Source organism: Citrobacter sp. CK188 (assembly GCF_030333525.1).
GTDB classification, from domain to species: Bacteria; Pseudomonadota; Gammaproteobacteria; order Enterobacterales; family Enterobacteriaceae; genus Citrobacter_B; species Citrobacter_B koseri.
This window is the reverse complement of sequence record NZ_JAOWFU010000035.1, coordinates 1-25494: the sequence shown is the minus strand read 5'-3', so window position 1 is coordinate 25494 and position 25494 is coordinate 1. Positions and strand designations below refer to the sequence as shown.

Genomic DNA, 25494 nt, shown 5'->3' with positions numbered 1-25494 from the left:
CATGGAGTTGTCCGCGCTTACGCATTCTGAACTGATTTTTATCGATCCGCCGCACCGCACTCCTGAAGCGGTGATCGGGGAGATGTCCGCTGCCCTGTTCAGGCAGGGCCTGATCAACGACAAGGCGATGTTTATTGATAGCGTCCTGCGCCGTGAAAGCGAAGGGCCCACGGCGTTGGGAGAGTCGCTGGCTGTCCCACATGGGAAATGCGGCTCAGTTGTCCAGGCCGCATTTAGCGTCGCCCTGTTTCGCCAGCCCGTCATGTGGCCGGGTCTTGAGGGTGACGAGGAGGTTCAGTTGGTATTTCTGCTGGCGATTCCCCCAGAAGAAGCAGGCAGTACGCATATGCAATTATTAACCCGACTAACCTCGTCTCTGGTGGACGATAAAGTGCGTGAATCACTCATCAACGCTTCCTCTGCCGAAGAGGTGCTTGCGCTGCTCTCGCCAAATGCGCCTTCAGTTTCGCCAGAACCCGCCATTGCGGTGAAAAACACCCGGCTTGTCCCCCTGGTTTTGGGGATCGTCGCTGTTGCTGCATTTATCAATGCGGGTATTCACTGGATGAACGCAACAGCGCAATAACCCCTCCTGCGTCAAACCGGCCGTTTCTTTTCGCGCCGGTTTGACGAACGCCTGGCTTAACGCCCGAATTTTGTTGAATTTTTACGCAATTTTTAAGTCCAAAAATTTACATTAAGCGCAAGCGCCCGCCATTCGTACTCTTAAATTTTTACTTTGTTCTGAATCAATAAAATCGTAAACATCTTTGATGCAAATCACTACATATAGAACTTAAAATGCAACCCGACCCAATATGTTGTATTAATCGACTACAATTGCTACAAACACAACACGACGCCATAACGGTGATGTTGTGGATAACGTGGGTCGGGATTGCGGGAAGTCGTTGGATAGAGAGATGAATAAACCCACGCAGACTTCCTCAGCCTCTGTGGATAACCTGTTCTTATAAATATGGAGTGATCATGACACCGCATGTGATGAAACGAGATGGCTGTAAAGTGCCGTTTAAATCAGAGCGCATCAAGGAAGCCATTCTGCGTGCAGCTAAAGCAGCGGGAGTCGATGACGCAGATTACTGCGCCACCGTCGCAGAAGTCGTTAGTAACCAGATGAATGAGCGCAGCCAGGTTGATATCAACGAGATCCAGACAGCCGTTGAGAACCAGCTGATGTCCGGGCCGTACAAACAACTCGCTCGCGCTTACATTGAATACCGCCATGACCGTGATATTCAACGTGAAAAACGTGGCCGTCTGAACCAGGAAATTCGTGGTCTGGTTGAGCAAACCAACTCCGCGCTGCTGAACGAAAACGCCAACAAAGACAGTAAAGTGATCCCGACCCAGCGCGATCTGCTGGCCGGTATCGTGGCGAAACACTACGCCCGTCAGCATCTGCTGCCGCGTGATGTGGTGCAGGCGCACGAGCGCGGCGACATTCACTATCACGATCTCGACTATTCTCCGTTCTTCCCGATGTTCAACTGTATGCTGATCGATCTGAAAGGCATGCTGACGCAGGGCTTTAAGATGGGGAATGCGGAAATCGAGCCGCCGAAATCCATCTCCACCGCCACGGCCGTAACCGCGCAAATCATCGCACAGGTTGCCAGCCATATTTATGGCGGCACCACCATCAACCGTATTGATGAAGTGCTGGCGCCGTTTGTTACCGCCAGCTTCAATAAACACCGTAAGACCGCCGAAGAGTGGCAGATCCCGGACGCCGACGGCTACGCGCACGCCCGTACCGAGAAAGAGTGCTACGACGCTTTCCAGTCTCTGGAATACGAAGTGAATACGCTGCACACCGCCAACGGACAGACGCCGTTCGTCACCTTTGGTTTTGGCCTCGGCACCAGCTGGGAATCGCGCCTGATTCAGCAATCCATCCTGCGTAACCGTATCGCAGGTCTGGGTAAGAACCGTAAAACCGCCGTGTTCCCGAAACTGGTGTTTGCGATTCGCGACGGTCTGAACCACAAGTTTGGCGATCCGAACTACGACATCAAACAGCTGGCGCTGGAGTGCGCAAGCAAACGCATGTATCCAGACATCCTGAACTACGATCAGGTGGTGAAAGTGACCGGTTCGTTCAAAACGCCTATGGGCTGTCGCAGCTTCCTCGGCGTCTGGGAAAATGAGAACGGCGAACAGGTTCACGATGGCCGCAACAACCTGGGCGTCATCAGCCTCAACCTGCCGCGTATCGCGCTGGAAGCCGGTGGCAATGAAGCAACGTTCTGGAAGCTACTGGACGATCGCCTGGTACTGGCGCGTAAGGCGCTGATGACCCGTATCGCCCGTCTGGAAGGCGTGAAAGCCCGCGTTGCGCCAATCCTTTATATGGAAGGCGCCTGTGGTGTCCGCCTGAAAGCTGACGATGACGTTTCCGAGATTTTTAAAAATGGCCGCGCGTCAATTTCGCTGGGCTATATCGGTATTCACGAAACCATCAACGCGCTGTTTGGCGACAAACATCTGTACGACAGCGAAGCGCTGCGCGCTAAAGGTATCGCCATTGTCGAGCGCCTGCGTCAGGCAGTGGACCAGTGGAAAGACGAAACCGGCTATGGCTTCAGCCTGTACAGCACGCCGAGCGAGAACCTGTGCGACCGTTTCTGCCGTCTGGATACCGCTGAGTTTGGCGTCGTGCCGGGCGTAACCGATAAAGGCTACTACACCAACAGCTTCCACCTCGACGTGGAGAAGAAGGTGAACCCGTACGATAAAATCGATTTCGAAGCGCCGTATCCGCCGCTGGCGAGCGGTGGCTTCATTTGCTACGGCGAATACCCGAACATTCAGCACAACCTGAAAGCGCTGGAAGACGTCTGGGATTACAGCTATCAGCATGTGCCGTATTACGGAACCAACACGCCAATCGATGAGTGTTACGAGTGCGGCTTTACCGGCGAGTTCGAGTGCACCAGCAAAGGGTTTACCTGCCCGAAATGCGGTAACCACGACGCCGCGCGTGTTTCAGTCACCCGCCGCGTATGCGGTTATTTAGGCAGCCCGGATGCGCGTCCGTTTAACGCCGGTAAGCAGGAAGAAGTGAAGCGCCGCGTTAAGCATTTAGGCAATGGGCAGATCGGTTAATCCTCCGTTTGCAATACGTAAATGCCGGATGGCGGTGTAAACACCTTATCCGGCCTACAACCGCTGGCTATAGTTCCAATTTCATGAGTTTCCTCTAAGCAGTTGGTGTTGTAGCAAGGCGGCAAACGAACGAATCCCAGGGAGCTTACATAAGTAAGTGACCTGGGTAAGTGAGAGCGGCCAACGCCGCTACAGCGCCAAATGCAACGAGGAAACAATGAACTTTCACCAGTACTACCCCGTCGACATCGTCAACGGCCCCGGCACGCGCTGTACCCTGTTTGTTTCCGGGTGCGTGCATGAATGCCCTGGGTGTTACAACAAAAGCACCTGGCGGCTCAATTCGGGTAAACCGTTTACGAAAGAGATGGAAGACCAGATCATTAACGATCTGAACGACGCGCGGATTAAACGCCAGGGGATCTCACTGTCTGGCGGCGATCCGCTGCATCCCCAAAACGTACCGGACATTCTGAAACTGGTGCAACGCATTCGCGAAGAGTGCCCCGGCAAAGACATCTGGGTATGGACGGGTTATAAGCTGGATGAACTCAACGCCGCGCAAATGCAGGTTGTGGATCTGATTAACGTGCTGGTCGACGGTAAATTCGTACAGGATCTTAAAGACCCGATGCTGATCTGGCGCGGCAGCAGTAACCAGGTCGTCCATCATTTACGTTGATCGCACTCTTTAACGCCGTTTCTCTGCTTCAGGATAAACAAATGTAATGCGTTATAGCATTACATTTGCATTAACATTCATTTCTGGAAAACGCCTCTCAAAAACGGCTCACGCACTCCATCGCTACCGCTTTGAACTCGGCAAAATTCTGGCTGGCGCAGAGTCGCGTCATGGCGCGCTCACGCAGGAAAGTGACAAAAATATCGTAGATCGCCATTGCTTCTTCATACTCGCTTTTACTGATGGCGAGTAAAAAGATGACGTGCGCCGTCTCATCTCCCCAGACGATGCCCTGCGGCGCGAGCACGGTATAGACCACCGTTTTCTTCGCCAGCAATCCCAGGGCGTGCGGCAGGGCGATGCTGTCGCCTAACATCGTGCTGACAATGGCCTCACGCTCAACCACCGAGTCGAGAAACTCCGCATCCACAAACCCCTCGCTTTGCAGCTGATCGCACAATGTCTTAAACAGCGTCTGCTGATCCATTGCACCGTCAATAATGCGAAAGTGGGCGGCGTCGAAGTATTTGTTCAGCATCCACGGGCGGGTTCTGTCCACCAGCACCAGCTTGCCGATCTGCTCCAGCTGGTAGTCGGTAGGGAATGGCGCAATCATGACCACCGGCTTATCTTTTTCGCTGACGCGCGCGGTAGAGATGACAAAATCTTCGGCAATGCTGTCCCGCTGCTCATAGTCACGCAGAGTCAGGGTTCTCACGATCTCAATCTGCGGATATTTCCGCGCCAGCACCGCTTCGATCATGCGTACCATCGCATTTCCCGCGTCACATACCAGCAGGATTTTAGGCTGCCGTTGGTAACCGATGTTGTAACTACGCTCCAGCCCAACGCCGATATGCAATACCAGAAAACCAATCTCGTTTTCGCTGATAGTATATGGCGTGTATTTTCCCCAACCCGACACGGCCGCCAGCGTCATATCCCACGCCATAGGGTAGTGCTGCTTAATGTTTTCCAGTAGCGGATTGGGGATCATTATCTGATAGCGCACCCGCGTGATCATCGTTTTGATGTGGGTGAGCAGGTCGGCATGTAACTGTTTGTCATTCAACAGGTTATAGTTGTACTGCGTGTTGATAAAACGGAGGATATAGTTAACCAGCGCTTCATCGTCATCGGCATTGATGGCGCTGGGAGCAATCTCCTGCACCTGCCGTGCGGCAATGTGTACCTTCAGCCAGTTCTCTTCAGACGCCGACAGCGGTTTATCCGCCAGGTGTTGCAGCACCGCCGCAATATCCCGCGCCGCGAAGCAGACGTTGTCCTCCACCTCTTCCGTGGTAAATTCCGACAGCGGATACCCTTCGCTGATGCGCCGTACCGCGACGGCGCAATACAGGCGTAAAAACAGCTCGCCTTCATCTGTCAGACGGATACGAAAACGGGTAAATATTTCCTGCAAAATCGGCTGCAATTGCTCCGGCACGCCCGCGTTAAGCGCTTCTTCCACAATCAACGGGTTCGCCGGATCCTGCTGCGCCAGCGTCCACAGGAGATCGGTCAGACACGCGCGGATCGCCATTTCGCTGCCGAACAATTTCATGCCGTGGCGCGGGCGGGTTTCCAGCGTCAGATGATAGCGGCGCAGCCACTCGCGAACTTCCGCCATATCATTTTGCAGCGTCGCGCGGCTAACGAACCACTCATCCGCCAGATCTTCCAGTTTGAGCGAGAAAGCGGACGTCAGGAAACGAACCACCAGATAGTGCACCCGTTCCTGGCTGGTTCGCGGGATGCGCAGCGTACTCGGCTGCTGCTCCCGCAGGGTTTGATAGCGGGCCGGATCGTCAATTCGGAGCTGATAACCGTTGCCCCGGCTCAGAACAAACTGCGCGCCATACTGCGTCAGCAACGCATTCAACGCAGTAATGTCCGCCCGCACGGTGCGCGTGGAAACCGACAACCGCTGCGCCAGCTCATCCTGCGGCAGCGTCTCGTTTTGCAACATATCAAACAGCTGTGCCAAACGTTGGTTGGGGAATCGCACGTCACTTACCTCACTCTTGCTATTAACCTACGCACGTCCGGGTAATGGCCAACAGCTGGCGCACATCGTCTGGACGGGTGTTGCCACTCACCTTATCAATAATCGAACTATAAATGTGAGGAATGATTTTGCTGACGCCGGCATCAAGCGCAATCTGCAAAATCTCGCCAAAGTTTTCCAGATCGATACCGCCAGTCGGCTCCAACCAGAAGTCGTGACGGGCGCAGGCTTCCGCTACCGCTTTGTACTCATCGCGGCATTTCAGGCCGCCCATCGGGAAGTATTTAATCGAGCTGCCGCCCATGTCTTTCAGCAGGGCAATCGCCGTCTCAACGGGAACAATGCCGTCCGGCGTTTTGCTGCTCAGCGGGCCGGTAGAAATTTTCACCCTGCCCGGCGTCCCCGTCGGGGAGACCAGACCGTTAACGACCGTTTCACTCTGCCCCAGCAGCGCGCGGCTGGTCGCCACGCCGGTAAAGACCTGATTAACGTGCTGCGGCTGCACCTGACGAGAGATTTCGCTCACCATCGCCGACTGGTTCGGATCGCCAGCCCCCAGGCCAACGGAGAGGGCATTGTCGATAAGCGCCGCGTATTCGCGCATATCCGCCACCGCGCTGTCGACATCCGGGTAATTTTTGGAGAGCACGCCGACCAGCACATGGCCTTCCGCCGCCGCATAAATCTCACGGGCGTTCTCTTTGGAACCCGCCAGAACGTTCAGACAAACGCGGTCACGGTAAAAGTTAGGGGTCAGTTTCATGCTTTTTTCTCCTGATTAATCACGTCGCGAATACGGCGTGCCACAATCTCCAGTTGCGCCTGATTTACGCTGCGGACATCCGCCTCAATAATGCCTTCGTTAGCTTTGTAGCCACGGAAATAGATGGCGTACTCACCCTGTTTGAGGGCTTCCACCAGATCGCCGGTGGCAATGCCGGTCACGGCCTCATCGAATTTAATTTCCGTTCGCGCGATATCGCGTCCAGCGCTGTCCCACACCACGCGGGCGCTCACGCCATTAAGCGCATTCAGCGCATCAATAAACGGCGTCATTTTTTCGACCATCTCCGCACCGCTCTCTTTCTGCGCGTTCAGGTAGAGCTCGATGGCGCAGGTCAGCCCGAGGATGCCCTCTTTGCCGACTTTCATGGCGCGGCCAATGCCCGCCGTCTGGCGTTTCACCCACTCGACGTACTGAGTTTTACCGATCACCAGACCGCTGGTCGGCCCTTCAATCGCTTTCGCGCCGCTGTAGATCACCAGATCCGCGCCGACGCGGTAGTAACACTGCAAATCCTCTTCTGCCGCCGCATCCACAATCAACGGTAAATTGTGCGTGCGCGCGACTACCGCTGCCTGCTCTACGCTGAGCATGCTTTTCTGCACGCAGTGGTGAGATTTGATATAGAGGATCGCCGCCGTGCGCGGAGTGATCGCCGCCGCAAGCTGCGCTGCGGAACATTCGTTGGCATAACCGGCTTCGACCAGCTTACCGCCGCCCAGCGCCACCATCGTGCCAACCGGCGCGCCAAAGTTAACGTTGTGCCCTTTCGGCAATACAATTTCGTTATTCTCGATCGGAGTAACATGCAGGTTTTCCAGCAGCCAGTCGCTGTCCTGAACCAGTACCGCCGCTACCGACTGGGCAATTCCCGCCGAGGCGCAGGAGACGACCGTCGCCCCTTCCACATCCAGCAGTTTTGCAATGTACTCCCCGGTTTTATTGACCAGATCTTTCATCTCAAAGTACTGGTTCATGCCATCCATTGCCGCCTGCACCACTTCCGGGCGCGGGGTGGAAACACCGAGCGCGGTCATGCGCCCTGATGTATTAATCACTTGTTTCAGATTGTATTTTTCATAAATCGAAGTCACGTTCAGCACTCCCTTGTTCGGTTACATAGCCCTTACCCGCACGGATGGCGGCAAGCGGCATCAGCAATTTTTCAGCCTGTAAGCTGTCGTTTTCAGCGTCCACCAGCACGGTTGGCTGGCGCCTGAGCGTAAAGAGGGTCAAGTCAGCGTCCAGACCTGGCTCAAGGCGGCCTTTGCTTTTCAGGTTCAGGCCATCAGCGGCATTTGCCGTCACACAGTCGATGACCTGCGGCAGCGTCATGCCGATGGCGAGGAATTTCGACATCACGTTGGCAAGCGAATAAACCGGGCCATTGATGCGGTTACGACAGTAAATATCTGAGCTGATGGTGTGCGGCAAAATGCCTAAGCTAATCGCGCGCTGCGCGACCGCAAAGCTCAGGCTGGCAGTGCCGTGACCAACGTCCAGGCGCACACCGCGCTGTAGCGCCCGGGTGATTGACGCGCGCAGCTCGCCGCCCGGCGTCAGAATGCGATTAGGTTTGCCGTTATAGCAGTGAGTGATGATATCGCCCGCCGTCAGACGCTCAGCGATCTCATCCAGATCCGGCGGATTGTTGCCGATGTGTACCATCAACGGCAGATCGCCGTTTTCTTTCTGCATCGCTTTGGCGCATTCCAGCGGCGTAATGCCGTTTTCACCCACCACGCTGCTGCTCATTCGCGCCTTCAGACCCACAATGAAATTCGGATGGCGCTTCACCGCCTGTTTCACGGCATCCGCATCGACATTGGCCATATTCGCCAGTTCGTTTTGTGCGATCAGCCCTACGCGGGAGATATTCAGCAACGCATAAACTTCAGTGGCCGCTTCACGGGTCAGCGTGTAGAAATCATCAATGTCGTCTGCGCCGGTACTGCCCGCATCAACAACGGTGGTGACGCCTGTCGCAATACCGACGCTGTCCGGCTCATCGTGATAAATCGGGGATTTCGGATAGCAGTGGACGTGGGAATCAATCCACCCTGCGCTAACGTAATACTCGCCGCGCAGATCGACGGTTTTCGCCGCCGGTTGCTGGATATTGCCCAGCGCGGCAATTTTGCCGTCCTTCAGGGCGATATCGCTCACCGTATCGTCAACCAGACGCGCACGGCGCAGGAGTAAATCATACATCGCTCTCTCCTTTGCCGGATGGCGGCGTAACCGCCTTATCCGGCCTACAAATCAACAGTTAGCTAATGGCAATCGGGAAGATCGAACCTAAAATCATGGCGCCGAGGATCGCGCCGCCGGTGATCGGCTTCTGCCAGAGATAGAACAGCAACGCCCCCAGCAAAGAACCCACGCCGATTGGAATCGAGGCGGTCATCGCGCTGAGGATGATCAGCGGCCCCAGGAAGCGGCCTGACGCATTACCCGCCCCCATCATCACGTCCGCCCCGTAGGTGGAGTCGCTCTGATTGATGGTGAACTTACGCGCCAGAATGATGACGTAGCCAATTGCCAGACCAATCACCAGACCGGTGATTAACGAGGCGACAAAGTTAGCGACCGGGAAAACGATCCCTGCGCCCAGCAGCAGCGCCGGAACCCCAAGACCGACGCCGGTCTGGATCGCCCCGCCGATGTCCAGAATCCCCACCAGCGACCCTTCGATAATGCGGGCAAACAGGAAGCTTGCGCCAAACGCAGCCACCGCGCCGTAAACGCCGGTGTCCATCCCCGCTTTCAGCATTGCCACAAAGGCCACTTCGTTAAACGCGCCGATACCGTACAGGTAGTACATATGCGTCCCGGCAAAAACGCCGGATGAGAGCAAGCCTACAAAGATCGGGAACGACCAGTCGGCATACCAAAAACCTTTATTCTGTTCCATTATGATGGCCTCCGTTATTTGCCGCTGAGCGAGCCGTGGATCAGTTCGAGCCAGTTCGGCACGGTCATATTGAAGGATTCGATCATCTTCATGTCGAAGCCGCGGAAGAAGCCGCTCAGGACAAACAGCGCCACAATGGCGACCATCATCACTTTGGTGACGTGGTTCCAGCCGCTCTCTTCAACGCCTTTGCCGATCAGAATACCCAGCACCAGACCCGGAACGGCGTTACCCATGATCAGTTGCGCCGCGCCGCCAAACACGGTGGCCCAGAAGCCTGATTTTTTCCCGGCGTCGATCGCCGCCAGCCAGAAGATAACCGGCATCACGGTATTCACCAGCAGGTTAGCCGCAGGCACCAATACCTTAACGGCGGTGACCTGCAACGCTTCCGGTACGGAAGAGGCGGTAAGGTTGAGGAAGGTCACGACGATCATGCCGATGATGCCGCAGGCAATCGCCATTTTCTTCGGATCGTGCAGCGTCTCGCCGACATTGCGGTTTTTGATCATCAGCGCTGCCGCGCCCCAGTTCGGGATGATGCGGTGATCGACATCCTGCGTGAATGAACCCGCCGCAACGGATGAAGCCCAGGCGTTGAAGAAGAAGCCCAGACCGAAGGAGAAGTGAGAAGCCGGGTCCCCTTCACAGGAGTTCAGTTCCCCCAATGTACGAAACGCGCCCATACCCTGTGTAGTCGGCGCATGAAACATGCGTGCAGCCCCGGCGCCCACACCGACGCCGACCAGGCCACCAATGATGAGCGATTTTATTAATATTATCAGGAACATATTTATGCCTTTTAATAAAGAATCAGCGTTGCGCGACGAAGTCCACCTTGTCGAGATTGATGGCAGTCACGTTGACGGTCACTTCCAGCTCCACGCTGTAGGTGCGTCTTTCCCGGCGCAAAAAGACAAATAAAAACGCTTCTTTGCGCACCGTTTCACGCGCTTGAACAACCTGCACATCCTGTGGCTCAATACGCAATAAAATATGCGGCGATGCTTTCATCACCGCGCCCTGAACGTGGTTCAGGGCATCGGCAAAGGCGCGCGCTTTGGCTTCGCCTTTACCGGTGACTCTCACCGTAGTGGTGAATTGTTCTTTCATACTTAAGCGCCGTATTTCTTCTGCCACGCCTGAACCAGACGCTCGCCAAGTTCTTCTTTATCCATAAAGCCGAACCCCAGCACGTTGCAGCCTTCGTTGATAGCCGTGACGCCTTCATCCACAGAGCGCATCCCGTATTTGGCTTTGTAGCCATACTTGTTTTGCGCCGTGATGGCACCCGCGCCGCCGCTACCGCAAAAAGAGATGCCAAAGGTAGCGTTTTCCGCTTTCATCACGTCGCCCAGCTTCATATCCGCCGCCACGCCCGGCACCACCACCGCACGACCACCGGCTTTTTCCACACCTGCCGCCACTTTCTGGCCCTTACCCAGACGATCGCCAATTACGACTGTAATCTGTTCCATTTTTTGCTCCTTAAAGGTTGTCTTTCGCGACTTCGAAATGTACTGACAGCAGCCAGGCTTCTTCCTCTGGAAGGTTGCCAAACGCCGCCACGATGTCGCGGGCAAGCGCCATTGATTCGGCTGAAATTTCATCAAATAAACTGGCATCCACTTCCGGCAAAGGCTCGCCGGTCACTGACCGGTGCGCCATGGCGCGAACATGAGACGTCAGCATTTGTTCCTGTACGGCGTTAGGAATGATGTGATGTTCGCTGAGTAAGGCATACACCTGCGCCAGCATGCGATCGGCCAGTTCACCGATCTCCGCCACCTGCTCCCCCATGTCGTTCATTACTGCTCCGTTATTCACTCGTCTTACCCCGTTAATGGCTCTGGGTTAAAACTAACGGCAGGGGTTAAAAGTTTGTAGCGAGTTGTTTTCCACTTCGAAGTGGAAAGGCGAGTGGCGACAGTGATCTGTTCCACAGAAAAGGGGGATTTGGCGATTTATCGCTGAAAAACTGTGACATACATCGCAAGGAAAGGCGGAAAAACCGATGAGAAAAAGCACATTCGCGCGATCGCCGAATGTGAAAAAGTGTGACGGGAATAGGGATTACTTATGGCCCAGGGGAAATGCCGGATGACGACGCGATGCGTCTTATCCGGCCTACATCACGTTATTAACGATACTTCTTATGGTACGCGTTGCGAGTGGTTTTAAACGCTTCCGCCGCCGCTTGCGCCTCTTTGATTTTTCCTTCATTCGCCAGTTTTAATGCGCCGTCAATCTGACCGACCAGCGTATCTAAACCGTGGCGAAAATCCTTCATCTCCGGGCTATCCGGGGCTTTATCTTCCAGCTTAGGCGGCGTGCCTTTTTGCGCATCCAGCGCAGCGGCGCGCATTTTGCTTAACGCGTCTTTCAGTTCGGTCGCGTTATCCGTTTTTTCCACCACCTTCAGATTGTCGTTAAGCGTGTCCATATTGTCTTCAAGATCGGCAGAAAACACCGCCGAACTGAACGCCAGGGATGATATGGCAAGAACAGCTAACAGGTTTTTACGCATTGCTCACTTCCTCATTTTTATTATGAAAAGAAAACAAACGAGTGCTACTGCCCGGCGATTTTCATCTCCGGTAACAGCACGGAACCACACTGTATATTGCTACGCGTTTCAATATCGTTACCCACGGTGACGATATTGCGCCACATCTCTTTTAAATTCCCGGCGATGGTGATCTCGCTGACCGGATACTGGATCTCACCATTCTCAACCCAGAAACCGGCCGCGCCACGGGAGTAGTCGCCAGTAATGCCGCTCACCCCCTGGCCCATGAGTTCGGTGACGACCAGACCAGTGCCCATCTCTTTGAGCAGTTGTTCAAAGCTCAGCCCCTGCCCGGCAATGCGCCAGTTATGGATGCCGCCCGCGTGCCCGGTGCTTTTCAGCCCCAGTTTGCGCGCGGAATAGTTGGTCAGCAGCCACTGGGTCAGCACGCCGCCTTTCACAATGTCGCGACGCTCTGTGCGCACACCTTCGCTGTCGAACGGCGAAGAGGCCAGCCCTTTCAGCAGATGCGGGTGTTCTTCGATGGTCAGCCATTCCGGCAGAATTTGTTTACCCAGCGAGTCGAGCAGGAAGGTCGATTTACGGTATACCGAGCCGCCCGCAATCGCGCCGACCAGATGGCCAAACAACCCGGTCGCCACTTCATTCGCGAAAATCACCGGCGCTTTCATGGTCGAGAGTTTGCGCGGCGCCAGGCGAGATAACGTGCGGCGCGCGCACTCGGCGCCCACCCATTCCGGCGTTTGCAGATCGCCTAACGCGCGGCCAATGGTGTAGGCGTAATCACGCTCCATGTCGCCCTTTTCTTCGGCGATGACACAGCTTGAGAGCGAATGGCGCGTGGAGCAGTACCCCTGCAACATGCCGTGGCTGTTGCCGAACACTTTGATGCCGTAATGGCTGTTAAAGCTGCCGCCTTCGGTGTTGGTAATACGTTTATCCGCCTGCAACGACGCCTGCTCCGCGCGAGCAGCCAGATCAATGGCCTCATCCGGGGTCACTTCCGCCGGGTGGAACAGGTCGAGATCCGGCGCCTCAAAGGCCAGCAGATCTTTATCTGCCACGCCCGCGCACGGGTCCGGCGAGGTATAGCGAGCAATATCCAGCGCCGCCTGTACGGTACGGGCAATCGCCTGCGGGCTTAAATCGGTGGATGACGCGCTGCCTTTACGGTTCTGGTGATAAACGGTGATCCCCAGCGCGCCGTCACTATTAAATTCTACGTTCTCCACTTCACCATAACGGGTGCTGACGCTGATGCCGGTGGTCTTGCTGACAGAGACTTCCGCGCCATCTGATTTGCCTGAGGCGAGCTCCAGGGCTGTCGAGACCGCTTCTTCCAGAATCTTACGCTGCGCTTCAACTTGTGAGATTACTTTCATCGCAAATGCCATACTGTAGAGAGAGTTTCTCTGAAGTCTAACAGAGAACCGTTTTTCAGTGCGCATCTTAACTGGTAACATTAGCCTCTTTTTTTAAGGAGCCTGACATGACAAAGCAGCCCGAAGACTGGCTCGACGACGTTCCCGGTGATGACATCGAAGACGAAGACGATGAAATTATCTGGGTCAGCAAAAGTGAAATTAAACGCGATGCCGAGGAGTTAAAACGCCTGGGCGCGGAAATTGTGGATCTGGGGAAAAACGCGCTGGATAAGATCCCGCTTGATGCGGATCTGCGCGCCGCCATTGAGCTGGCCCAGCGTATTAAGATGGAAGGCCGCCGCCGTCAGTTGCAGCTGATCGGTAAGATGCTGCGTCAACGCGACGTTGAACCTATTCGTCAGGCGCTGGATAAGCTGAAAAACCGCCACAACCAGCAGGTGGTGCTGTTCCATAAGCTTGAGCAACTGCGCGATCGCCTGATCGTTGAAGGTGATGATGCGGTGGAAGAAGTGCTGAGCCTGTGGCCGAATGCCGACCGTCAGCAGCTTCGCTCGCTGATCCGCAACGCGAAGAAAGAGAAAGAAGGCAATAAGCCGCCGAAGTCGGCGCGGCAGATCTTCCAGTATCTGCGTGAGCTGGCGGAAAACGAAGAGTAATGCGTACGTAAGTTAAGTGTGCCGGATGGCGACGCAAAACGTCTTATCCGGCCTACAGCCTGGTGTATTTGGTATTTGCCGGATGGCGACGCAACGCGTCTTATCCGGCCTACAGCCTGGTGCATTTGGTATTGCCGGATGGCGACGCAATGCGTCTTATCCGGCCTACAGATTGTAGGCCCGGTAAGCGCAGCGCCACCGGGCATATGATTACTCCGCCTTTTTCGCCAGGCCATCCAACAGTTTTTGATGGATGCCGCCGAACCCGCCGTTGCTCATCACCAGAATATGATCGCCAGGCTGCGCGGTTTTCACCACCATATCGGCCAGCGCGTCCACATCTCCGCTCCAGTGCGCAGGCTGAACACAGGCATCCGCGACTTCCGCCACCTGCCACGGAATATGCTGCGGTTGCAGCAAGAACACTTCATCCGCACGCCCTAACGACGGAGCCAGATCGTCTTTGCAAAGACCCATCTTCATGGTGTTGGAGCGCGGTTCCAGCACCGCAAGAATACGCGCCGTACCGCCCACTTTACTGCGCAACGCCGCAAGCGTCGCCAGGATCGCCGTCGGGTGGTGAGCGAAATCGTCATACACCGTCACACCGTTGGCTTCACCGCGCAGCTCCAGACGACGACGGGCGTTGATGAACGATCCCAACGCGTTAGCCGCATCCGCAGGCATCACGCCAACATGACGAGCGGCGGCAATCGCCATCAGCCCGTTATTCATATTGTGTTCACCGACCAGCGACCACTTCACTTCACCGGCTTTTTCACCGTCCAGCCACACTTCCCAAACGGATGCATCCGCGTTCAGTTTCTTCGCCTGCCAGTGCCCCTGCTCGCCCACCAGCTCCTGCTCGCTCCAGCAGCCCATCGCGATCGTCTGCTTCAGGTTGATGTCGTGTTCCGGGAAAATAATGCGCCCTTGCCCCGGCACGATGCGCACCAGGTGGTGGAACTGCTTCTGAATCGCTTTCAGATCGTCAAAGATGTCCGCATGGTCGAACTCAAGGTTGTTGAGGATCAGCGTGCGCGGGCAGTAATGCACAAACTTGGAACGCTTATCGAAGAACGCGCAGTCGTACTCATCCGCCTCAATGACGAAGAAGTGACTTTCACCCAGACGGGCAGAAACGTCGAAATTACCCGGAACGCCGCCAATCACGAAGCCCGGCTGATAACCGCAGGCTTCCAGAATCCAGGTCGCCATGCCTGCCGTGGTGGTTTTACCGTGCGTACCGGCTACGGCCAGCACCCAGCGATCGCGCAGAACAAAGTCATGCAGCCACTGCGGGCCGGACATATACGGAATGTTCTTTTCCAGCACCGCTTCAACACACGGATTTCCACGGGTCATAGCGTTGCCGATGATCACCAGGTCTGGCTGTGGGTCGAGCTGGCTGGCGTCGTAACCCTGAATTAAATCAATGCCCTGCTTCTCAAGCAGGGTGCTCATCGGCGGATACACATTGGCGTCCGAACCCGTTACTTCATGACCGAGCGAGCGCGCCAGCATCGCCAGACCGCCCATGAAAGTGCCACAAATTCCCAAAATATGAATGCGCATACGTCACTACCCTTTTTTAATCTGGGGGCCATTTTACGCACATGTCAGGCAAGTGAGAAACGCATTTCAGGATATTCCGTACTTTGCTGGCGCGATTCACCTGAGCGCGGCCGCTGAAATATTTGTTAAGATTGTTACGGTCGCTTTACTCCATATCAATTGCAGGGAAAGTGTTATGAAAACGTTAGGTGAATTTATTGTCGAAAAGCAGCACGAGTTCTCTCATGCTACCGGTGAGCTCACTGCTTTGTTGTCGGCAATAAAGCTGGGCGCCAAGATCATCCACCGTGATATCAACAAGGCCGGTCTGGTCGATATCCTGGGTGCCAGCGGTGCTGAGAACGTGCAGGGCGAGGTTCAGCAGAAACTCGACCTGTTCGCGAACGAAAAACTGAAAGCTGCACTGAAGGCGCGCGATATTGTGGCGGGCATCGCCTCTGAAGAAGAAGATGAAATTGTCGTCTTTGAAGGCTGCGAACACGCGAAATACGTGGTGCTGATGGACCCACTGGATGGCTCGTCCAACATCGATGTTAACGTCTCTGTCGGTACTATTTTCTCTATCTACCGCCGCGTAACGCCTGTCGGCACGCCGGTGACGGAAGAAGATTTCCTGCAACCGGGCAATAAGCAGGTAGCTGCGGGTTATGTGGTCTACGGCTCTTCAACCATGCTGGTTTACACCACCGGCTGCGGCGTACACGCCTTCACCTACGATCCGTCGCTGGGCGTTTTCTGCCTGTGCCAGGAGCGTATGCGCTTCCCGGAGAAGGGCAACACCTACTCCATTAACGAAGGCAACTACATCAAATTCCCGAATGGCGTGAAGAAGTACATTAAGTTCTGCCAGGAAGAGGACAAGTCCACGAATCGCCCGTACACCTCGCGCTATATTGGCTCCCTGGTGGCGGATTTCCACCGCAACCTGCTGAAAGGCGGGATCTACCTCTACCCGAGCACCGCCAGCCACCCGGAAGGGAAACTGCGTCTGCTGTACGAATGCAATCCGATGGCCTTCCTGGCTGAGCAGGCGGGCGGCAAAGCGAGCGACGGTAAAGAGCGCATTCTGGATATTACGCCGGAAAGTCTGCACCAGCGCCGTCCGTTCTTCGTCGGCACCGATCATATGGTGGAAGACGTAGAACGCTTCATCCGCGAGTTCCCGGACGCATAATTATCATTAATCGCACGGATGTAGGCCGGATAAAACGCGCAGCGTTGCCATCCGGCAATTTATTGCCTGATGGCGGCTTCGCCTTATCCGGCCTACGTTCGGTTACGCTGCCTGTAGCTTAAATACGGCCATCGCCTCCAGCAGCGCATGAGACTGCTCTTCCAGCGAACGGGTAGCTGCGGAAGATTGCTGTACCAGCGCCGCATTCTGCTGTGCGGTTTCATCCATCTGACTGACCGCGATATTCACCTGCTCAATGCCCCGGCTCTGTTCCTGAGAAGCACTGGCAATCTCACGCATCAGTTTGGTCATGCGCATCACTTCTGTCGCAATCTCATCCATCGTTTCACCGGCCTGCATCGCCAGATCGCTGCCCTCTCCGACATGCGTTTGCGAGTCGCTGATGAGCGCGCGGATCTCTTTCGCGGCATCGGCGCTGCGGCTGGCGAGATTACGCACCTCACCGGCAACCACCGCAAAACCGCGCCCTTGTTCACCGGCGCGCGCCGCTTCAACGGAGGCATTCAGCGCCAGAATGTTGGTCTGGAAAGCGATGCCGTCAATTACGCCGAGAATATCGGCGATACGGTCAGAGCTGCCGGAAATATCACGCATTTTCTCAATGACATAGCACACCATCTCACTGCCGCGATCGGCGGTGTCCGAGACTGATTTCGCCAGTTGGTGCGCCTGATCGGCATTTTCAGCGTTCAGTTTCACCGTCGCAGTCAGCTCTTCCATGCTGGCGGCTGTCTGTTCCAGCGAGGTGGCCGTAGACTCCGTGCGTTGCGCCAGATGCAGGTTGCCCGCCGTCAGTTCACGGCTGCCGGTATCAATTTGCGTGCTGGCGTCACGAACGCGTACCACGGATTCACTCAGCGCCGCACGCATCTCTTCAAGGGCGGTATTCAGACGGTTAAATTCAGAACTGGCAAAATGGCTTACCGTCGGCGATAAATCCCCTGTCGCCAGACGCTCCAGTTGCTCAACAACATTATCAAGAGGTTTCAGGAGCTTATTACGCAACATCAGCCATACCAGCGCCAGCAGGCCGATGGCGGCCAGCGTCGCCCCCGTCATCACCCCATAATAGACCCAGGAAGTGATAATACGGGTGGAGGCGTAGAGCCCCATACCGCCCGTCAGCAACAGGAGCAGGGTAAGTAAAGACAGTAAAACCAGTAAACTTGTACGAATAGAGAGGGATTTTGGCATCGTTATCTTTCCGGTTGTAGGGATATAGAATCTATCGACTACAACCGGAAAAAGTTTATACGTTTCAGGAAATTCAATATGTTACTTCGGTGTTGCGGCTGTGTTGACACGCGTAACCGGAGAGCTCTGGCGATTCTCCCACAGCACCGTCAGACCACGCTGCAAGGCAATAAAAATAAACAACAAAATCCCGATAGCGATCTTCGTCCACCAGGAACTCAGCGTGCCATCGAAGTTAATATAGGTCTGGATCAGCCCCTGGATCGCCACGCCGAACAGCGTACCTAACACCGTCCCCACGCCCCCGCTCAGCAACGTACCGCCAATCACCACCGATGCGATGGCATCCAGCTCAACGCCAACGCCCGCCAGCGCATAACCGGCCTGGGTATAAATGGAGAAAACAATACCCGCCAGCGTCGCAAGCCCGGTGGAGAGCATATAAATACGGATGGTGGTGCTGCGCGTCGAAATCCCCATCAGGTTCGCCGACGCCGCATTTCCGCCAATGGCGTAAACCTGATTACCAAACCGCGTACGGTGGGCGAGGAAAATACCGATCACCACCACCGCCAGCATCAGCAGCCCCATTGCGCTCAGACGCCCGCCGCCGGGGATTTTCCACGCCAGGCTGGAGAGCGTATCGTAAATCGGGTGGTTAATCGGGATCGACTCCTCAGACACCAGATAACTGACGCCACGCAGGAAGAACATCCCCGCCAGCGTAATGATAAACGCCGGAATCTTCAGCGCATCAATCAGCAGCCCCATAAATGCCCCGAACGCACAGCCCATCGCCAGTACCAGCGGGAAGGCCAGCAGCGGCGAGATCCCCCAGTAGCCAATGGCCTTCGCCAGAAAAACGCCGGTAAACGCGATCACCGATCCCACGGACAGATCGATGCCGCCGGAGAGGATCACGAAGGTCATGCCAACCGCGATAATCCCGAGGAAAGCGTTATCGGTCAGGATGTTGCAGATAACCCGGGTTGAGGCGAAACCGGGGAACTGCGTCAGGCAATAGAGGTAGCCCAGCACAAAAACCCCGAGGGTGATCATCAACGGTAAGTTACGTTTTATCACGACCACGCACTCCTTTTATCAGACTGATAAAGCGCTGCGACTGCACAATCAGCACGCATAACACCACGATGGCTTTGACGACCTGGTTCATCTCCGGCGGAAAGCCTGACAGCAGGATGCCGGTATTCATCCCCTGGATAATCAATGCGCCCACGACCGACAGCAGCAGGTTAAAGCGCCCCCCCATCAGCGAGCCGCCGCCAATAACCACGGCCAGAATGGCGTCCAGTTCCAGCCAGAGTCCGGCGTTGTTGGCGTCCGCGCCGCGAATATCCGCCGTGATGATGATGCCCGCAATCGCCGCGCACAGGCCACTCAGAACATAGGTGAGCATGACGATAATGCGGGTGTTCACCCCGGCATTTTTCGCCGCCCGAATGTTGATTCCCACCGCTTCAATGAACATCCCCAGCGCCGTTTTACGGGTCAGCAGCCAGAACACCACCAGGGTAAGCAGCGCGATAATCACAGGCGTCGGAAACAGCAACAGCGAACCGCTGCCGAACCACGATAAGTTGGGTGAGTTAAAGGTGACGATCTGCCCGGAGGTGATGAGTTGCGCCACGCCACGTCCGGCCACCATCAGAATGAGCGTGGCGACAAACGGCTGAATTTTAAGGATCGCCACCAGAATGCCATTCCACAAGCCCGCCAGTACGCCGGTTCCCAGCGCCGCGAGCAGCACCACCGGTAAACTGTGCCCGGCCACCGTCATGGCGGCAGTGGTCGCTCCGGCAATCGCCATTACCGCCCCGACGGAGAGATCGATACCGCCAGTGGCGATCACCAGCGTCATCCCAATCGCCAGCAGCGCAACGGGAGCCGCTCGGTTAAGAATGTCAATCGGGCTGCCGAACAGGCGACCGTCCTGCAAAATCACCTGCCAGAAATGCGGCGCCACCAGGCTGTCCACCAACAGCACCAGCAGCAATGCCACGATCTGCGGCATACCTGTCGGCCAGCGAAAACGTCGCTTCGGCGGTGTGGTTTGCGGGAGAGACTGAGGCATCACACTATTCTCCTTACGCCGCAATGGCGTTCATGATCGCCGGAACGGACAGTTCCGCCAGCGGGATCTCCGCCACCTGTTTACGATCGCGCATGATGATCACCCGATCGGCATAGCCCACCAGTTCCTCCAGTTCAGAGGAGATGACCAGCAGCGCCAGCCCGTCCGCACACAGCGTTTCGATCAGGCGGATGATCTCCGCATGCGCCCCAACGTCGATGCCGCGTGTCGGCTCATCCAGGATCAGGAACTGCGGTTTGGTCAGCAACCAGCGCGACAGCAACACTTTTTGCTGATTGCCGCCGGAGAGAAATTCAATCGGCTGTTCCGCACTGGGGGTACGAATGCCCAACTGGCGGATAAAACGCTCGGCAATCTCCTGCTGTTCTCTGCGGGAAATCGGCCGCAGCCAGCCTCGCTGCGCCTGTAGCGCCAGAATGATATTTTCCCGTACCGATGCGGCGGCAATAATGCCGTCCGTTTTCCTGTCTTCCGGGCAAAAGCCGATCCCAAGGCATGAAGCCTGATGCGGCGATCGCAGGGTTTGCGGTTTACCTTTGATCGTCGCACTGCCGCTGTCGGCCGGTTTAATGCCAAAGATCACCTCTGCGGTTTCGGTACGCCCCGATCCCAACAGCCCTGCCAGACCGACGATCTCGCCGGGGCGGACTTCCAGGCTGAACGGCGAGATGGTGCCTTTCCTGCCGTAATCTTTAAAGGCAGCCACCGGTTTATCGCTCAGCAAGGTGCGCCCCGCCCGCTGTAGCGCATGGGTCTCCAGTTCGCGCCCCAGCATCATTTTCACCAGTTCGATCTGTGGAAGCTCACGGGTTTCGCGGCAGCCGACAAAGCTGCCGTTGCGTAACACGGTGATCCGATCGCTCACCTGATAAACCTGATCGAGAAAGTGCGTAACAAAGATCAGGCTGACGCCGCGATCGCGCAGATGGCGCATCAGGCCAAACAGCATCTCAACTTCCTGGGTGTCGAGGCTGGCGGTGGGTTCGTCGAGAATCAGGACTTTCGCAGAGAGATCGATGGCCCGGCAGATAGCGACAATCTGCTGCATTGCAACGGAAAAGCGGTTGAGCGGCTCACGCACATCCAGCGAAAAACCGTAAGAGGCCATCAATTCAGTGGCGCGTTTCTCCATTTCTTTGCGCCGCAGCAGGCCAAAACGCCGGGGCTCACGACCGATAAACAGGTTATCCGCCACCGACATATTGGGCAGAAGGTTAACCTCCTGGTAGACGGTTCCGATCCCCAGTTGCTGGGCATGCGCGGTATTCTTCGGTGAAATCGCCTGGCCTTCCAGCCAGATTGTGCCGCGATCGGCATGGTATACGCCGGTTAATGCTTTAATCAGCGTTGATTTTCCCGCCCCGTTTTCCCCGAGCAGCGCCATGATTTCGCCCCGGCGCAGACTAAAATCGACGTTATCCAGCGCCTTAACGCCGGGAAAAAATTTACTGAGTCCCTCGGTACGGAGGATTTCCTGATTTTGGTCGATGGTCATGGCATTCCTCCGGTTCGAAAGCGCGGCCTTTCCGTAGGCCCGATAAGCGCAGCGCCATCAGGCAATAAATGCCGGATGGCGGCGTAACGCCTTATCCGGCCTACAGAAGACCAACAGCAAAATCAGTAGCCCATGTTTTTCTTTTTCTCTAACTCTTCTTTTGCGGTGTCAGGCAGGTACAGCGTCGATTTGGTGATGGTCAGCTTCTCAGGCATCGTGCCGTCTTTTTTGTATTTCTCCAGCGCATCGAAAGCGGGCCCGGCCATGTTCGGCGTCAGTTCAACGCTGGCATTGGCTTCGCCATCAATCATCGCTTTATAGATATCCGGCACGCCGTCGATAGAGCCCGTCAGAATATCTTTGCCCGGCTTCAGGCCCGCTTCTTTAATCGCCTGGATCGCGCCGATCACCATGTCGTCGTTATGGGCGTAAACCATGCAGATGTTTTTGCCGTTGTTTTCCGCTTTGATAAAGCTCTCCATCACCTCTTTCCCTTTACTACGGGTAAAGTCGCCAGACTGAGAGCGGATGATTTTGATGTTTGGCGCTTTGGCGATGGCTTCGGCAAACCCTTTCTTACGGTCGATCGCCACGCTGGCCCCAACGGTGCCTTGCAGCTCAACAACGTTACACGGCTTGCCATCCACCTCTTTTACCAGCCAGTCGCCGATCAATCTGCCTTCCAGCACGTTGTCGGCGGTGACGGTGGTCATATAGAGCGATTTGTCTTTAACATCAATGGAGCGGTCGAGCAGAAAGACCGGAATTTCCGCATCTTTGGCTTCTTTTAAGACCGGTTCCCAGCCTGTCGCGACCACTGGTGCAATAAAGATGGCGTCCACGCCCTGAGCGACAAATGAGCGTACGGCTTTAATCTGGTTTTCCTGTTTTTGCTGACCGTCGGCAATTTTCAGCGTGATGCCGCGTTTCTCGGCCTCGCTCTTCGCCACGTTGGTTTCGGCGGCGCGCCAGCCGGACTCAGAGCCGACCTGCGAAAATCCTACGGTTAAGGGGGCGGCCATTGCCATAGACGACATGGCTGCCGAAACTGCTGTGACTAAAAGTAAGCGCTTCCACATAATGATGTCCTCGTAGCCCAGGTTATTGTTGGGTGAAAAGCATTCGCGAGGAAAACTATAGACAATAGGTGATGTAACGGATTGCGTTACATCACACTTCAAAAAAGTAAATAAAAGGTTAATCACAACTTTGTAATCGCTTTCATTCGCCTATGAAAAAAGCAGCTGTTGTTATGGATTTTCCTGTCACGTAAACCGTCTGAAAATCGCAGCCGGAGGGGAAAGAAGACGAAAACAAGCGGAGACTTTCAGCGCGAGTTGGCTATAATACTCGCCACTTGTTTACCATATATATTTAAAGGAAACAGACATGAGCTTACTCAACGTCCCTGCGGGTAAAGATCTGCCGGAAGATATCTACGTTGTTATTGAGATCCCGGCTAACGCAGATCCGATCAAATACGAAGTTGACAAAGAGAGCGGCGCACTGTTCGTTGACCGCTTCATGTCCACCGCGATGTTCTATCCGTGCAACTACGGCTACATCAACAACACCCTGTCTCTGGATGGCGATCCAGTAGACGTTCTGGTCCCGACGCCGTATCCGCTGCAACCGGGTGCGGTGATCCGTTGCCGTCCAGTTGGCGTTCTGAAAATGACCGACGAATCCGGTGAAGATGCGAAGCTGGTTGCCGTACCGCACACCAAACTGAGCAAAGAATACGATCACATCAACGACGTGAACGACCTGCCGGAACTGCTGAAAGCGCAGATCACGCACTTCTTCGAGCACTACAAAGACCTCGAAAAAGGCAAATGGGTGAAAGTTGACGGCTGGGACAACGCTGAAGCGGCTAAAGCTGAGATCGTTGCTTCCTTCGAGCGCGCAGCGAAGAAATAAGTTCGTTTTCGCTTAAGCTCAACGTAATTTTTTAAAAGCCCTCGTATTTGCGAGGGCTTTTTTATGCCGGGTAAAACGGCCTAAGAGAGATTATCGACAAACCTTGTTTGCAGGAACGTCGAGTTTTTCTTTCAGTAAAATGTAATATCTTTATTTTCTGCACCAGAAAATGTTTCTGCATGTCTAAACTTGTAACCAGAAAAATAAGTCAATCGACGTCTCGCCACTGCTTGTTCAAACGAATGACTTCACTCAATAGTTCATTCTCATCCAGATCGCCATCATCCCTTAACTCAGGATCAGCGCAATAAGTATCTAAAGCTGTAAATACACGATCGATATACAATTGCGTTTTTTCATCAACTTTGATGATATCACTGGAGTCCCTGTAACTTCTCCAGGCATCCATATATTCAATCTCAAATGCTAATGCTGATAAGTCTCCAGAAAGGAATTTATCTATTAACCTGAGTAAATTCATAACATCCCCCTTAGAACACATTCTCTAACGCCAGTAAATCATGCCGTTGTCTTTCAGACAGCTTCCAACCTGAGATAAAATTTCCATCAAAATCTGTCATAACATTAAGATTAGTTGATGGATTAAAATAGTGACAGACATCAGAATCCCATCGATACTTCCCCTTTATTTTAATAGTATCAACCATATCCATATGTTTCCTCACCGCATTTTTAAACGACACCAGATTTTGCTTATTAGTTGTACCAGAAATGCCAAAGTCTATAGCATGTTTAAATTTTTTCTGTAACTGCTTTGTAGAAAATTTAAAATCATTAAATCTTACAGCGGTCCTGGTTTCAATTCGCCTCGATTCCTCAAGTGCTCGAACCTCTGATTCTAACCCCACCCTCCCCAACCCATACACTGCGGCAATTGAGGCTGCCGTTATGGCAACACCGACTGTTTTCTCGTTAAGAATCTGATCGTAACCCTCAACAGCATCGCCACCCAGTTTCTCAGCGGTGTCCCTGAATCCCCCGACATTACCATTATAAATCCCCCCGGCCGCCAGCAGTCGCCCTACGCCAGCGCTGTTAAGGGTATGGGTATGAGTCTGGGCTTTCGGCGTTGGAACAAACAGCTTATTGTATTCCGCAGGCAGGGCAAGATAACTACACTCGGTATTGCTTATCAGATGTTTACTGAGAATATAATCATAATTAACAGATATTATTTCTGTATCTATCTCGTCTTTTATAATGCGAAGCTGAATCCTTGATATTGAAGCGCCTCTGAGCTGAATATAATAATACTTCTCCCATTGACCATATCTATTGATGCGGTAAAACCAAAACGCCAGAAACAGGTTTTCATTGTTATTAATCGCATTAGCTAACAGCGGTGAACTTTTATCTATTTGCTTGCTGAATGTTAAGCTCTGTAGATTCGCACCTTTACCTGTATTCGTTACCCCCGAACTCAAAGAAAACACAAATATTTCATTCACATGGTTTCGTTGCCAACGATTACCGACTGAATCAGTTGTGCCACATCCATCAGAAATATCACCTTGTTGCTCACCAATGAGTTTAAGATAAACAATATCACTCATCCATTACTATCCTTACCTGGATAATTATTTGGTAGAACGAGAATGCGACTGAAATAAAATTATTTCCGCTAGCGGGATCATATTACTTTATAATAATACAAGATAATATTTTAAGAAGAATAATAATTCACACTAATTAGTGTTTCATTTAATAAGCATTTTGCGTAATGAACAAAAAGATAAGTACGTCCTGATAATCCAGGACGACGGCTGGCACCACATAAAACAACGCCACCCGAAGGTGGCGTGTTTTTTGATCAGCACTGGTCTCTGTCTAACCAGTTACCGCTTTCAATCAGCGTTAACCCTTCGACCGGACGTTGGTACACATACATCCATG

The 25494-nt window shown here is 54.2% G+C and carries 25 protein-coding genes and 1 pseudogene; 6 read left to right on the top strand and 20 right to left on the bottom strand.

Annotation, left to right across the window (positions count from 1 at the left end):
* Position 1: 1 nt before the first annotated feature.
* From OGV67_RS15945 to nrdG, 3 genes are all read left to right on the top strand, one after another.
* The gene (locus tag OGV67_RS15945) at positions 2 to 586 is read left to right on the top strand and encodes a fructose PTS transporter subunit IIA (protein WP_110494753.1); all 585 of its coding nucleotides are present in this window, start codon (positions 2 to 4) and stop codon (positions 584 to 586) included.
* A 404-nt stretch (positions 587 to 990) separates the two neighbouring features.
* Positions 991 to 3129 carry an anaerobic ribonucleoside-triphosphate reductase gene (gene nrdD, locus OGV67_RS15940; protein WP_047459384.1) on the top strand — a complete coding sequence of 713 codons (2139 nt, stop codon included), beginning with the start codon at positions 991 to 993 and terminating at the stop codon, positions 3127 to 3129.
* A 217-nt stretch (positions 3130 to 3346) separates the two neighbouring features.
* Positions 3347 to 3811: an anaerobic ribonucleoside-triphosphate reductase-activating protein gene (nrdG, locus tag OGV67_RS15935; protein ID WP_071257371.1), complete on the top strand. Its 465-nt coding sequence runs from the start codon at positions 3347 to 3349 to the stop codon at positions 3809 to 3811.
* A 97-nt stretch (positions 3812 to 3908) separates the two neighbouring features.
* On the opposite strand, the gene OGV67_RS15930 is transcribed toward nrdG, so the two are convergent.
* The 11 genes from OGV67_RS15930 to pmbA form a co-directional block, all read right to left on the bottom strand.
* Positions 3909 to 5819, bottom strand: coding sequence for a BglG family transcription antiterminator (locus OGV67_RS15930; protein ID WP_049009908.1), 1911 nt, complete (start codon positions 5817 to 5819; stop codon positions 3909 to 3911).
* A 22-nt stretch (positions 5820 to 5841) separates the two neighbouring features.
* Positions 5842 to 6582 (bottom strand): 2-dehydro-3-deoxy-phosphogluconate aldolase, encoded by a 741-nt coding sequence (gene dagF, locus OGV67_RS15925; RefSeq protein ID WP_047459393.1) that lies wholly within the window; start codon positions 6580 to 6582, stop codon positions 5842 to 5844.
* Positions 6579 to 7697 (bottom strand): DgaE family pyridoxal phosphate-dependent ammonia lyase, encoded by a 1119-nt coding sequence (locus tag OGV67_RS15920; RefSeq protein WP_047463804.1) that lies wholly within the window; start codon positions 7695 to 7697, stop codon positions 6579 to 6581. The genes dagF and OGV67_RS15920 overlap by 4 nt, the downstream gene beginning before the upstream one ends.
* A complete protein-coding gene (locus OGV67_RS15915; protein ID WP_115615196.1) occupies positions 7681 to 8814 on the bottom strand; it encodes an amidohydrolase/deacetylase family metallohydrolase in 1134 nt (377 codons plus the stop codon). The genes OGV67_RS15920 and OGV67_RS15915 overlap by 17 nt, the downstream gene beginning before the upstream one ends.
* Before the next feature lie 58 nt (positions 8815 to 8872).
* The gene (locus tag OGV67_RS15910) at positions 8873 to 9517 is read right to left on the bottom strand and encodes a DUF4310 family protein (RefSeq protein WP_012134365.1); all 645 of its coding nucleotides are present in this window, start codon (positions 9515 to 9517) and stop codon (positions 8873 to 8875) included.
* Between the two features lie 14 nt (positions 9518 to 9531).
* Positions 9532 to 10308 carry a DUF4311 domain-containing protein gene (locus tag OGV67_RS15905; protein ID WP_012134366.1) on the bottom strand — a complete coding sequence of 259 codons (777 nt, stop codon included), beginning with the start codon at positions 10306 to 10308 and terminating at the stop codon, positions 9532 to 9534.
* 22 nt (positions 10309 to 10330) lie between these two features.
* Positions 10331 to 10630 (bottom strand): DUF4312 family protein, encoded by a 300-nt coding sequence (locus OGV67_RS15900; RefSeq protein WP_012134367.1) that lies wholly within the window; start codon positions 10628 to 10630, stop codon positions 10331 to 10333.
* Between the two features lie 2 nt (positions 10631 to 10632).
* Entirely contained in the window at positions 10633 to 10995 is a 363-nt protein-coding gene (locus tag OGV67_RS15895; protein ID WP_012134368.1) for an SFCGS family glycine-rich protein, read from the bottom strand.
* A 10-nt stretch (positions 10996 to 11005) separates the two neighbouring features.
* The gene (locus OGV67_RS15890) at positions 11006 to 11344 is read right to left on the bottom strand and encodes a glycine dehydrogenase (RefSeq protein WP_172962698.1); all 339 of its coding nucleotides are present in this window, start codon (positions 11342 to 11344) and stop codon (positions 11006 to 11008) included.
* A 313-nt stretch (positions 11345 to 11657) separates the two neighbouring features.
* Complete coding sequence (gene cybC, locus OGV67_RS15885) at positions 11658 to 12044, bottom strand: cytochrome b562 (RefSeq protein WP_115615198.1); 387 nt, start codon at positions 12042 to 12044, stop codon at positions 11658 to 11660.
* A gap of 44 nt (positions 12045 to 12088) precedes the next feature.
* Positions 12089 to 13441, bottom strand: coding sequence for a metalloprotease PmbA (pmbA, locus tag OGV67_RS15880; protein WP_286465735.1), 1353 nt, complete (start codon positions 13439 to 13441; stop codon positions 12089 to 12091).
* A gap of 95 nt (positions 13442 to 13536) precedes the next feature.
* Here pmbA and yjgA point away from each other — a divergent pair, with 95 nt between their 5' ends.
* Positions 13537 to 14088 carry a ribosome biogenesis factor YjgA gene (gene yjgA / locus OGV67_RS15875; protein WP_012134373.1) on the top strand — a complete coding sequence of 184 codons (552 nt, stop codon included), beginning with the start codon at positions 13537 to 13539 and terminating at the stop codon, positions 14086 to 14088.
* Positions 14089 to 14298: 210 nt separating this feature from the next.
* Here yjgA and mpl read toward each other — a convergent pair whose 3' ends face one another.
* A complete protein-coding gene (gene mpl / locus OGV67_RS15870) occupies positions 14299 to 15663 on the bottom strand; it encodes a UDP-N-acetylmuramate:L-alanyl-gamma-D-glutamyl-meso-diaminopimelate ligase (RefSeq protein WP_200003704.1) in 1365 nt (454 codons plus the stop codon).
* 175 nt (positions 15664 to 15838) lie between these two features.
* Between mpl and fbp the strand changes: the two genes are divergently transcribed.
* Positions 15839 to 16837 carry a class 1 fructose-bisphosphatase gene (gene fbp, locus OGV67_RS15865; RefSeq protein WP_024130778.1) on the top strand — a complete coding sequence of 333 codons (999 nt, stop codon included), beginning with the start codon at positions 15839 to 15841 and terminating at the stop codon, positions 16835 to 16837.
* Between the two features lie 102 nt (positions 16838 to 16939).
* Here fbp and OGV67_RS15860 read toward each other — a convergent pair whose 3' ends face one another.
* The 5 genes from OGV67_RS15860 to ytfQ all read right to left on the bottom strand — a co-directional run bounded on the left by OGV67_RS15860 (position 16940) and on the right by ytfQ (position 22739).
* Positions 16940 to 18052, bottom strand: coding sequence for a methyl-accepting chemotaxis protein (locus OGV67_RS15860; RefSeq protein WP_012134377.1), 1113 nt, complete (start codon positions 18050 to 18052; stop codon positions 16940 to 16942).
* A gap of 81 nt (positions 18053 to 18133) precedes the next feature.
* Entirely contained in the window at positions 18134 to 19135 is a 1002-nt protein-coding gene (gene yjfF / locus OGV67_RS15855) for a galactofuranose ABC transporter, permease protein YjfF (RefSeq protein WP_024130779.1), read from the bottom strand.
* Entirely contained in the window at positions 19122 to 20144 is a 1023-nt protein-coding gene (gene ytfT, locus OGV67_RS15850) for a galactofuranose ABC transporter, ATP-binding protein YtfT (protein WP_024130780.1), read from the bottom strand. The genes yjfF and ytfT overlap by 14 nt, the downstream gene beginning before the upstream one ends.
* A 13-nt stretch (positions 20145 to 20157) precedes the next feature.
* A complete protein-coding gene (gene ytfR, locus OGV67_RS15845) occupies positions 20158 to 21660 on the bottom strand; it encodes a galactofuranose ABC transporter, ATP-binding protein YtfR (RefSeq protein ID WP_115182061.1) in 1503 nt (500 codons plus the stop codon).
* A gap of 122 nt (positions 21661 to 21782) precedes the next feature.
* Positions 21783 to 22739 carry a galactofuranose ABC transporter substrate-binding protein YtfQ gene (ytfQ, locus tag OGV67_RS15840; protein WP_012134381.1) on the bottom strand — a complete coding sequence of 319 codons (957 nt, stop codon included), beginning with the start codon at positions 22737 to 22739 and terminating at the stop codon, positions 21783 to 21785.
* Positions 22740 to 23049: 310 nt separating this feature from the next.
* Here ytfQ and ppa point away from each other — a divergent pair, with 310 nt between their 5' ends.
* Positions 23050 to 23580, top strand: a complete 531-nt coding sequence (gene ppa / locus OGV67_RS15835) for an inorganic diphosphatase (protein WP_012134382.1) — start codon at positions 23050 to 23052, stop codon at positions 23578 to 23580.
* A 208-nt stretch (positions 23581 to 23788) separates the two neighbouring features.
* On the opposite strand, the gene OGV67_RS15830 is transcribed toward ppa, so the two are convergent.
* The 3 genes and pseudogenes from OGV67_RS15830 to OGV67_RS15820 all read right to left on the bottom strand — a co-directional run.
* Entirely contained in the window at positions 23789 to 24061 is a 273-nt protein-coding gene (locus OGV67_RS15830; protein ID WP_181899698.1) for a colicin immunity domain-containing protein, read from the bottom strand.
* Positions 24062 to 24071: 10 nt separating this feature from the next.
* On the bottom strand, positions 24072 to 25154 hold the full coding sequence (gene tssD / locus OGV67_RS15825) for a type VI secretion system tube protein TssD (protein ID WP_248623370.1): 1083 nt from the start codon (positions 25152 to 25154) through the stop codon (positions 24072 to 24074).
* 257 nt (positions 25155 to 25411) lie between these two features.
* Positions 25412 to 25494 (bottom strand): annotated as a pseudogene (locus tag OGV67_RS15820) (gamma-glutamylcyclotransferase family protein); the annotation flags it as partial.

Bases quoted from the DNA above. Each gene is read 5' to 3' on its own strand.
- OGV67_RS15945 (WP_110494753.1), top strand. From the start codon at position 2: ATGGAGTTGTCCGCGCTTACGCATTCTGAACTGATTTTTATCGATCCG.
- nrdD (WP_047459384.1), top strand. From the start codon at position 991: ATGACACCGCATGTGATGAAACGAGATGGCTGTAAAGTGCCGTTTAAA.
- nrdG (WP_071257371.1), top strand. From the start codon at position 3,347: ATGAACTTTCACCAGTACTACCCCGTCGACATCGTCAACGGCCCCGGC.
- dagF (WP_047459393.1), bottom strand. From the start codon at position 6,582: ATGAAACTGACCCCTAACTTTTACCGTGACCGCGTTTGTCTGAACGTT.
- OGV67_RS15915 (WP_115615196.1), bottom strand. From the start codon at position 8,814: ATGTATGATTTACTCCTGCGCCGTGCGCGTCTGGTTGACGATACGGTG.
- OGV67_RS15910 (WP_012134365.1), bottom strand. From the start codon at position 9,517: ATGGAACAGAATAAAGGTTTTTGGTATGCCGACTGGTCGTTCCCGATC.
- OGV67_RS15905 (WP_012134366.1), bottom strand. From the start codon at position 10,308: ATGTTCCTGATAATATTAATAAAATCGCTCATCATTGGTGGCCTGGTC.
- OGV67_RS15900 (WP_012134367.1), bottom strand. From the start codon at position 10,630: ATGAAAGAACAATTCACCACTACGGTGAGAGTCACCGGTAAAGGCGAA.
- OGV67_RS15895 (WP_012134368.1), bottom strand. From the start codon at position 10,995: ATGGAACAGATTACAGTCGTAATTGGCGATCGTCTGGGTAAGGGCCAG.
- cybC (WP_115615198.1), bottom strand. From the start codon at position 12,044: ATGCGTAAAAACCTGTTAGCTGTTCTTGCCATATCATCCCTGGCGTTC.
- pmbA (WP_286465735.1), bottom strand. From the start codon at position 13,441: ATGGCATTTGCGATGAAAGTAATCTCACAAGTTGAAGCGCAGCGTAAG.
- yjgA (WP_012134373.1), top strand. From the start codon at position 13,537: ATGACAAAGCAGCCCGAAGACTGGCTCGACGACGTTCCCGGTGATGAC.
- mpl (WP_200003704.1), bottom strand. From the start codon at position 15,663: ATGCGCATTCATATTTTGGGAATTTGTGGCACTTTCATGGGCGGTCTG.
- fbp (WP_024130778.1), top strand. From the start codon at position 15,839: ATGAAAACGTTAGGTGAATTTATTGTCGAAAAGCAGCACGAGTTCTCT.
- OGV67_RS15860 (WP_012134377.1), bottom strand. From the start codon at position 18,052: ATGCCAAAATCCCTCTCTATTCGTACAAGTTTACTGGTTTTACTGTCT.
- ytfT (WP_024130780.1), bottom strand. From the start codon at position 20,144: ATGCCTCAGTCTCTCCCGCAAACCACACCGCCGAAGCGACGTTTTCGC.
- ytfR (WP_115182061.1), bottom strand. From the start codon at position 21,660: ATGACCATCGACCAAAATCAGGAAATCCTCCGTACCGAGGGACTCAGT.
- ytfQ (WP_012134381.1), bottom strand. From the start codon at position 22,739: ATGTGGAAGCGCTTACTTTTAGTCACAGCAGTTTCGGCAGCCATGTCG.
- ppa (WP_012134382.1), top strand. From the start codon at position 23,050: ATGAGCTTACTCAACGTCCCTGCGGGTAAAGATCTGCCGGAAGATATC.
- OGV67_RS15830 (WP_181899698.1), bottom strand. From the start codon at position 24,061: ATGAATTTACTCAGGTTAATAGATAAATTCCTTTCTGGAGACTTATCA.
- tssD (WP_248623370.1), bottom strand. From the start codon at position 25,154: ATGAGTGATATTGTTTATCTTAAACTCATTGGTGAGCAACAAGGTGAT.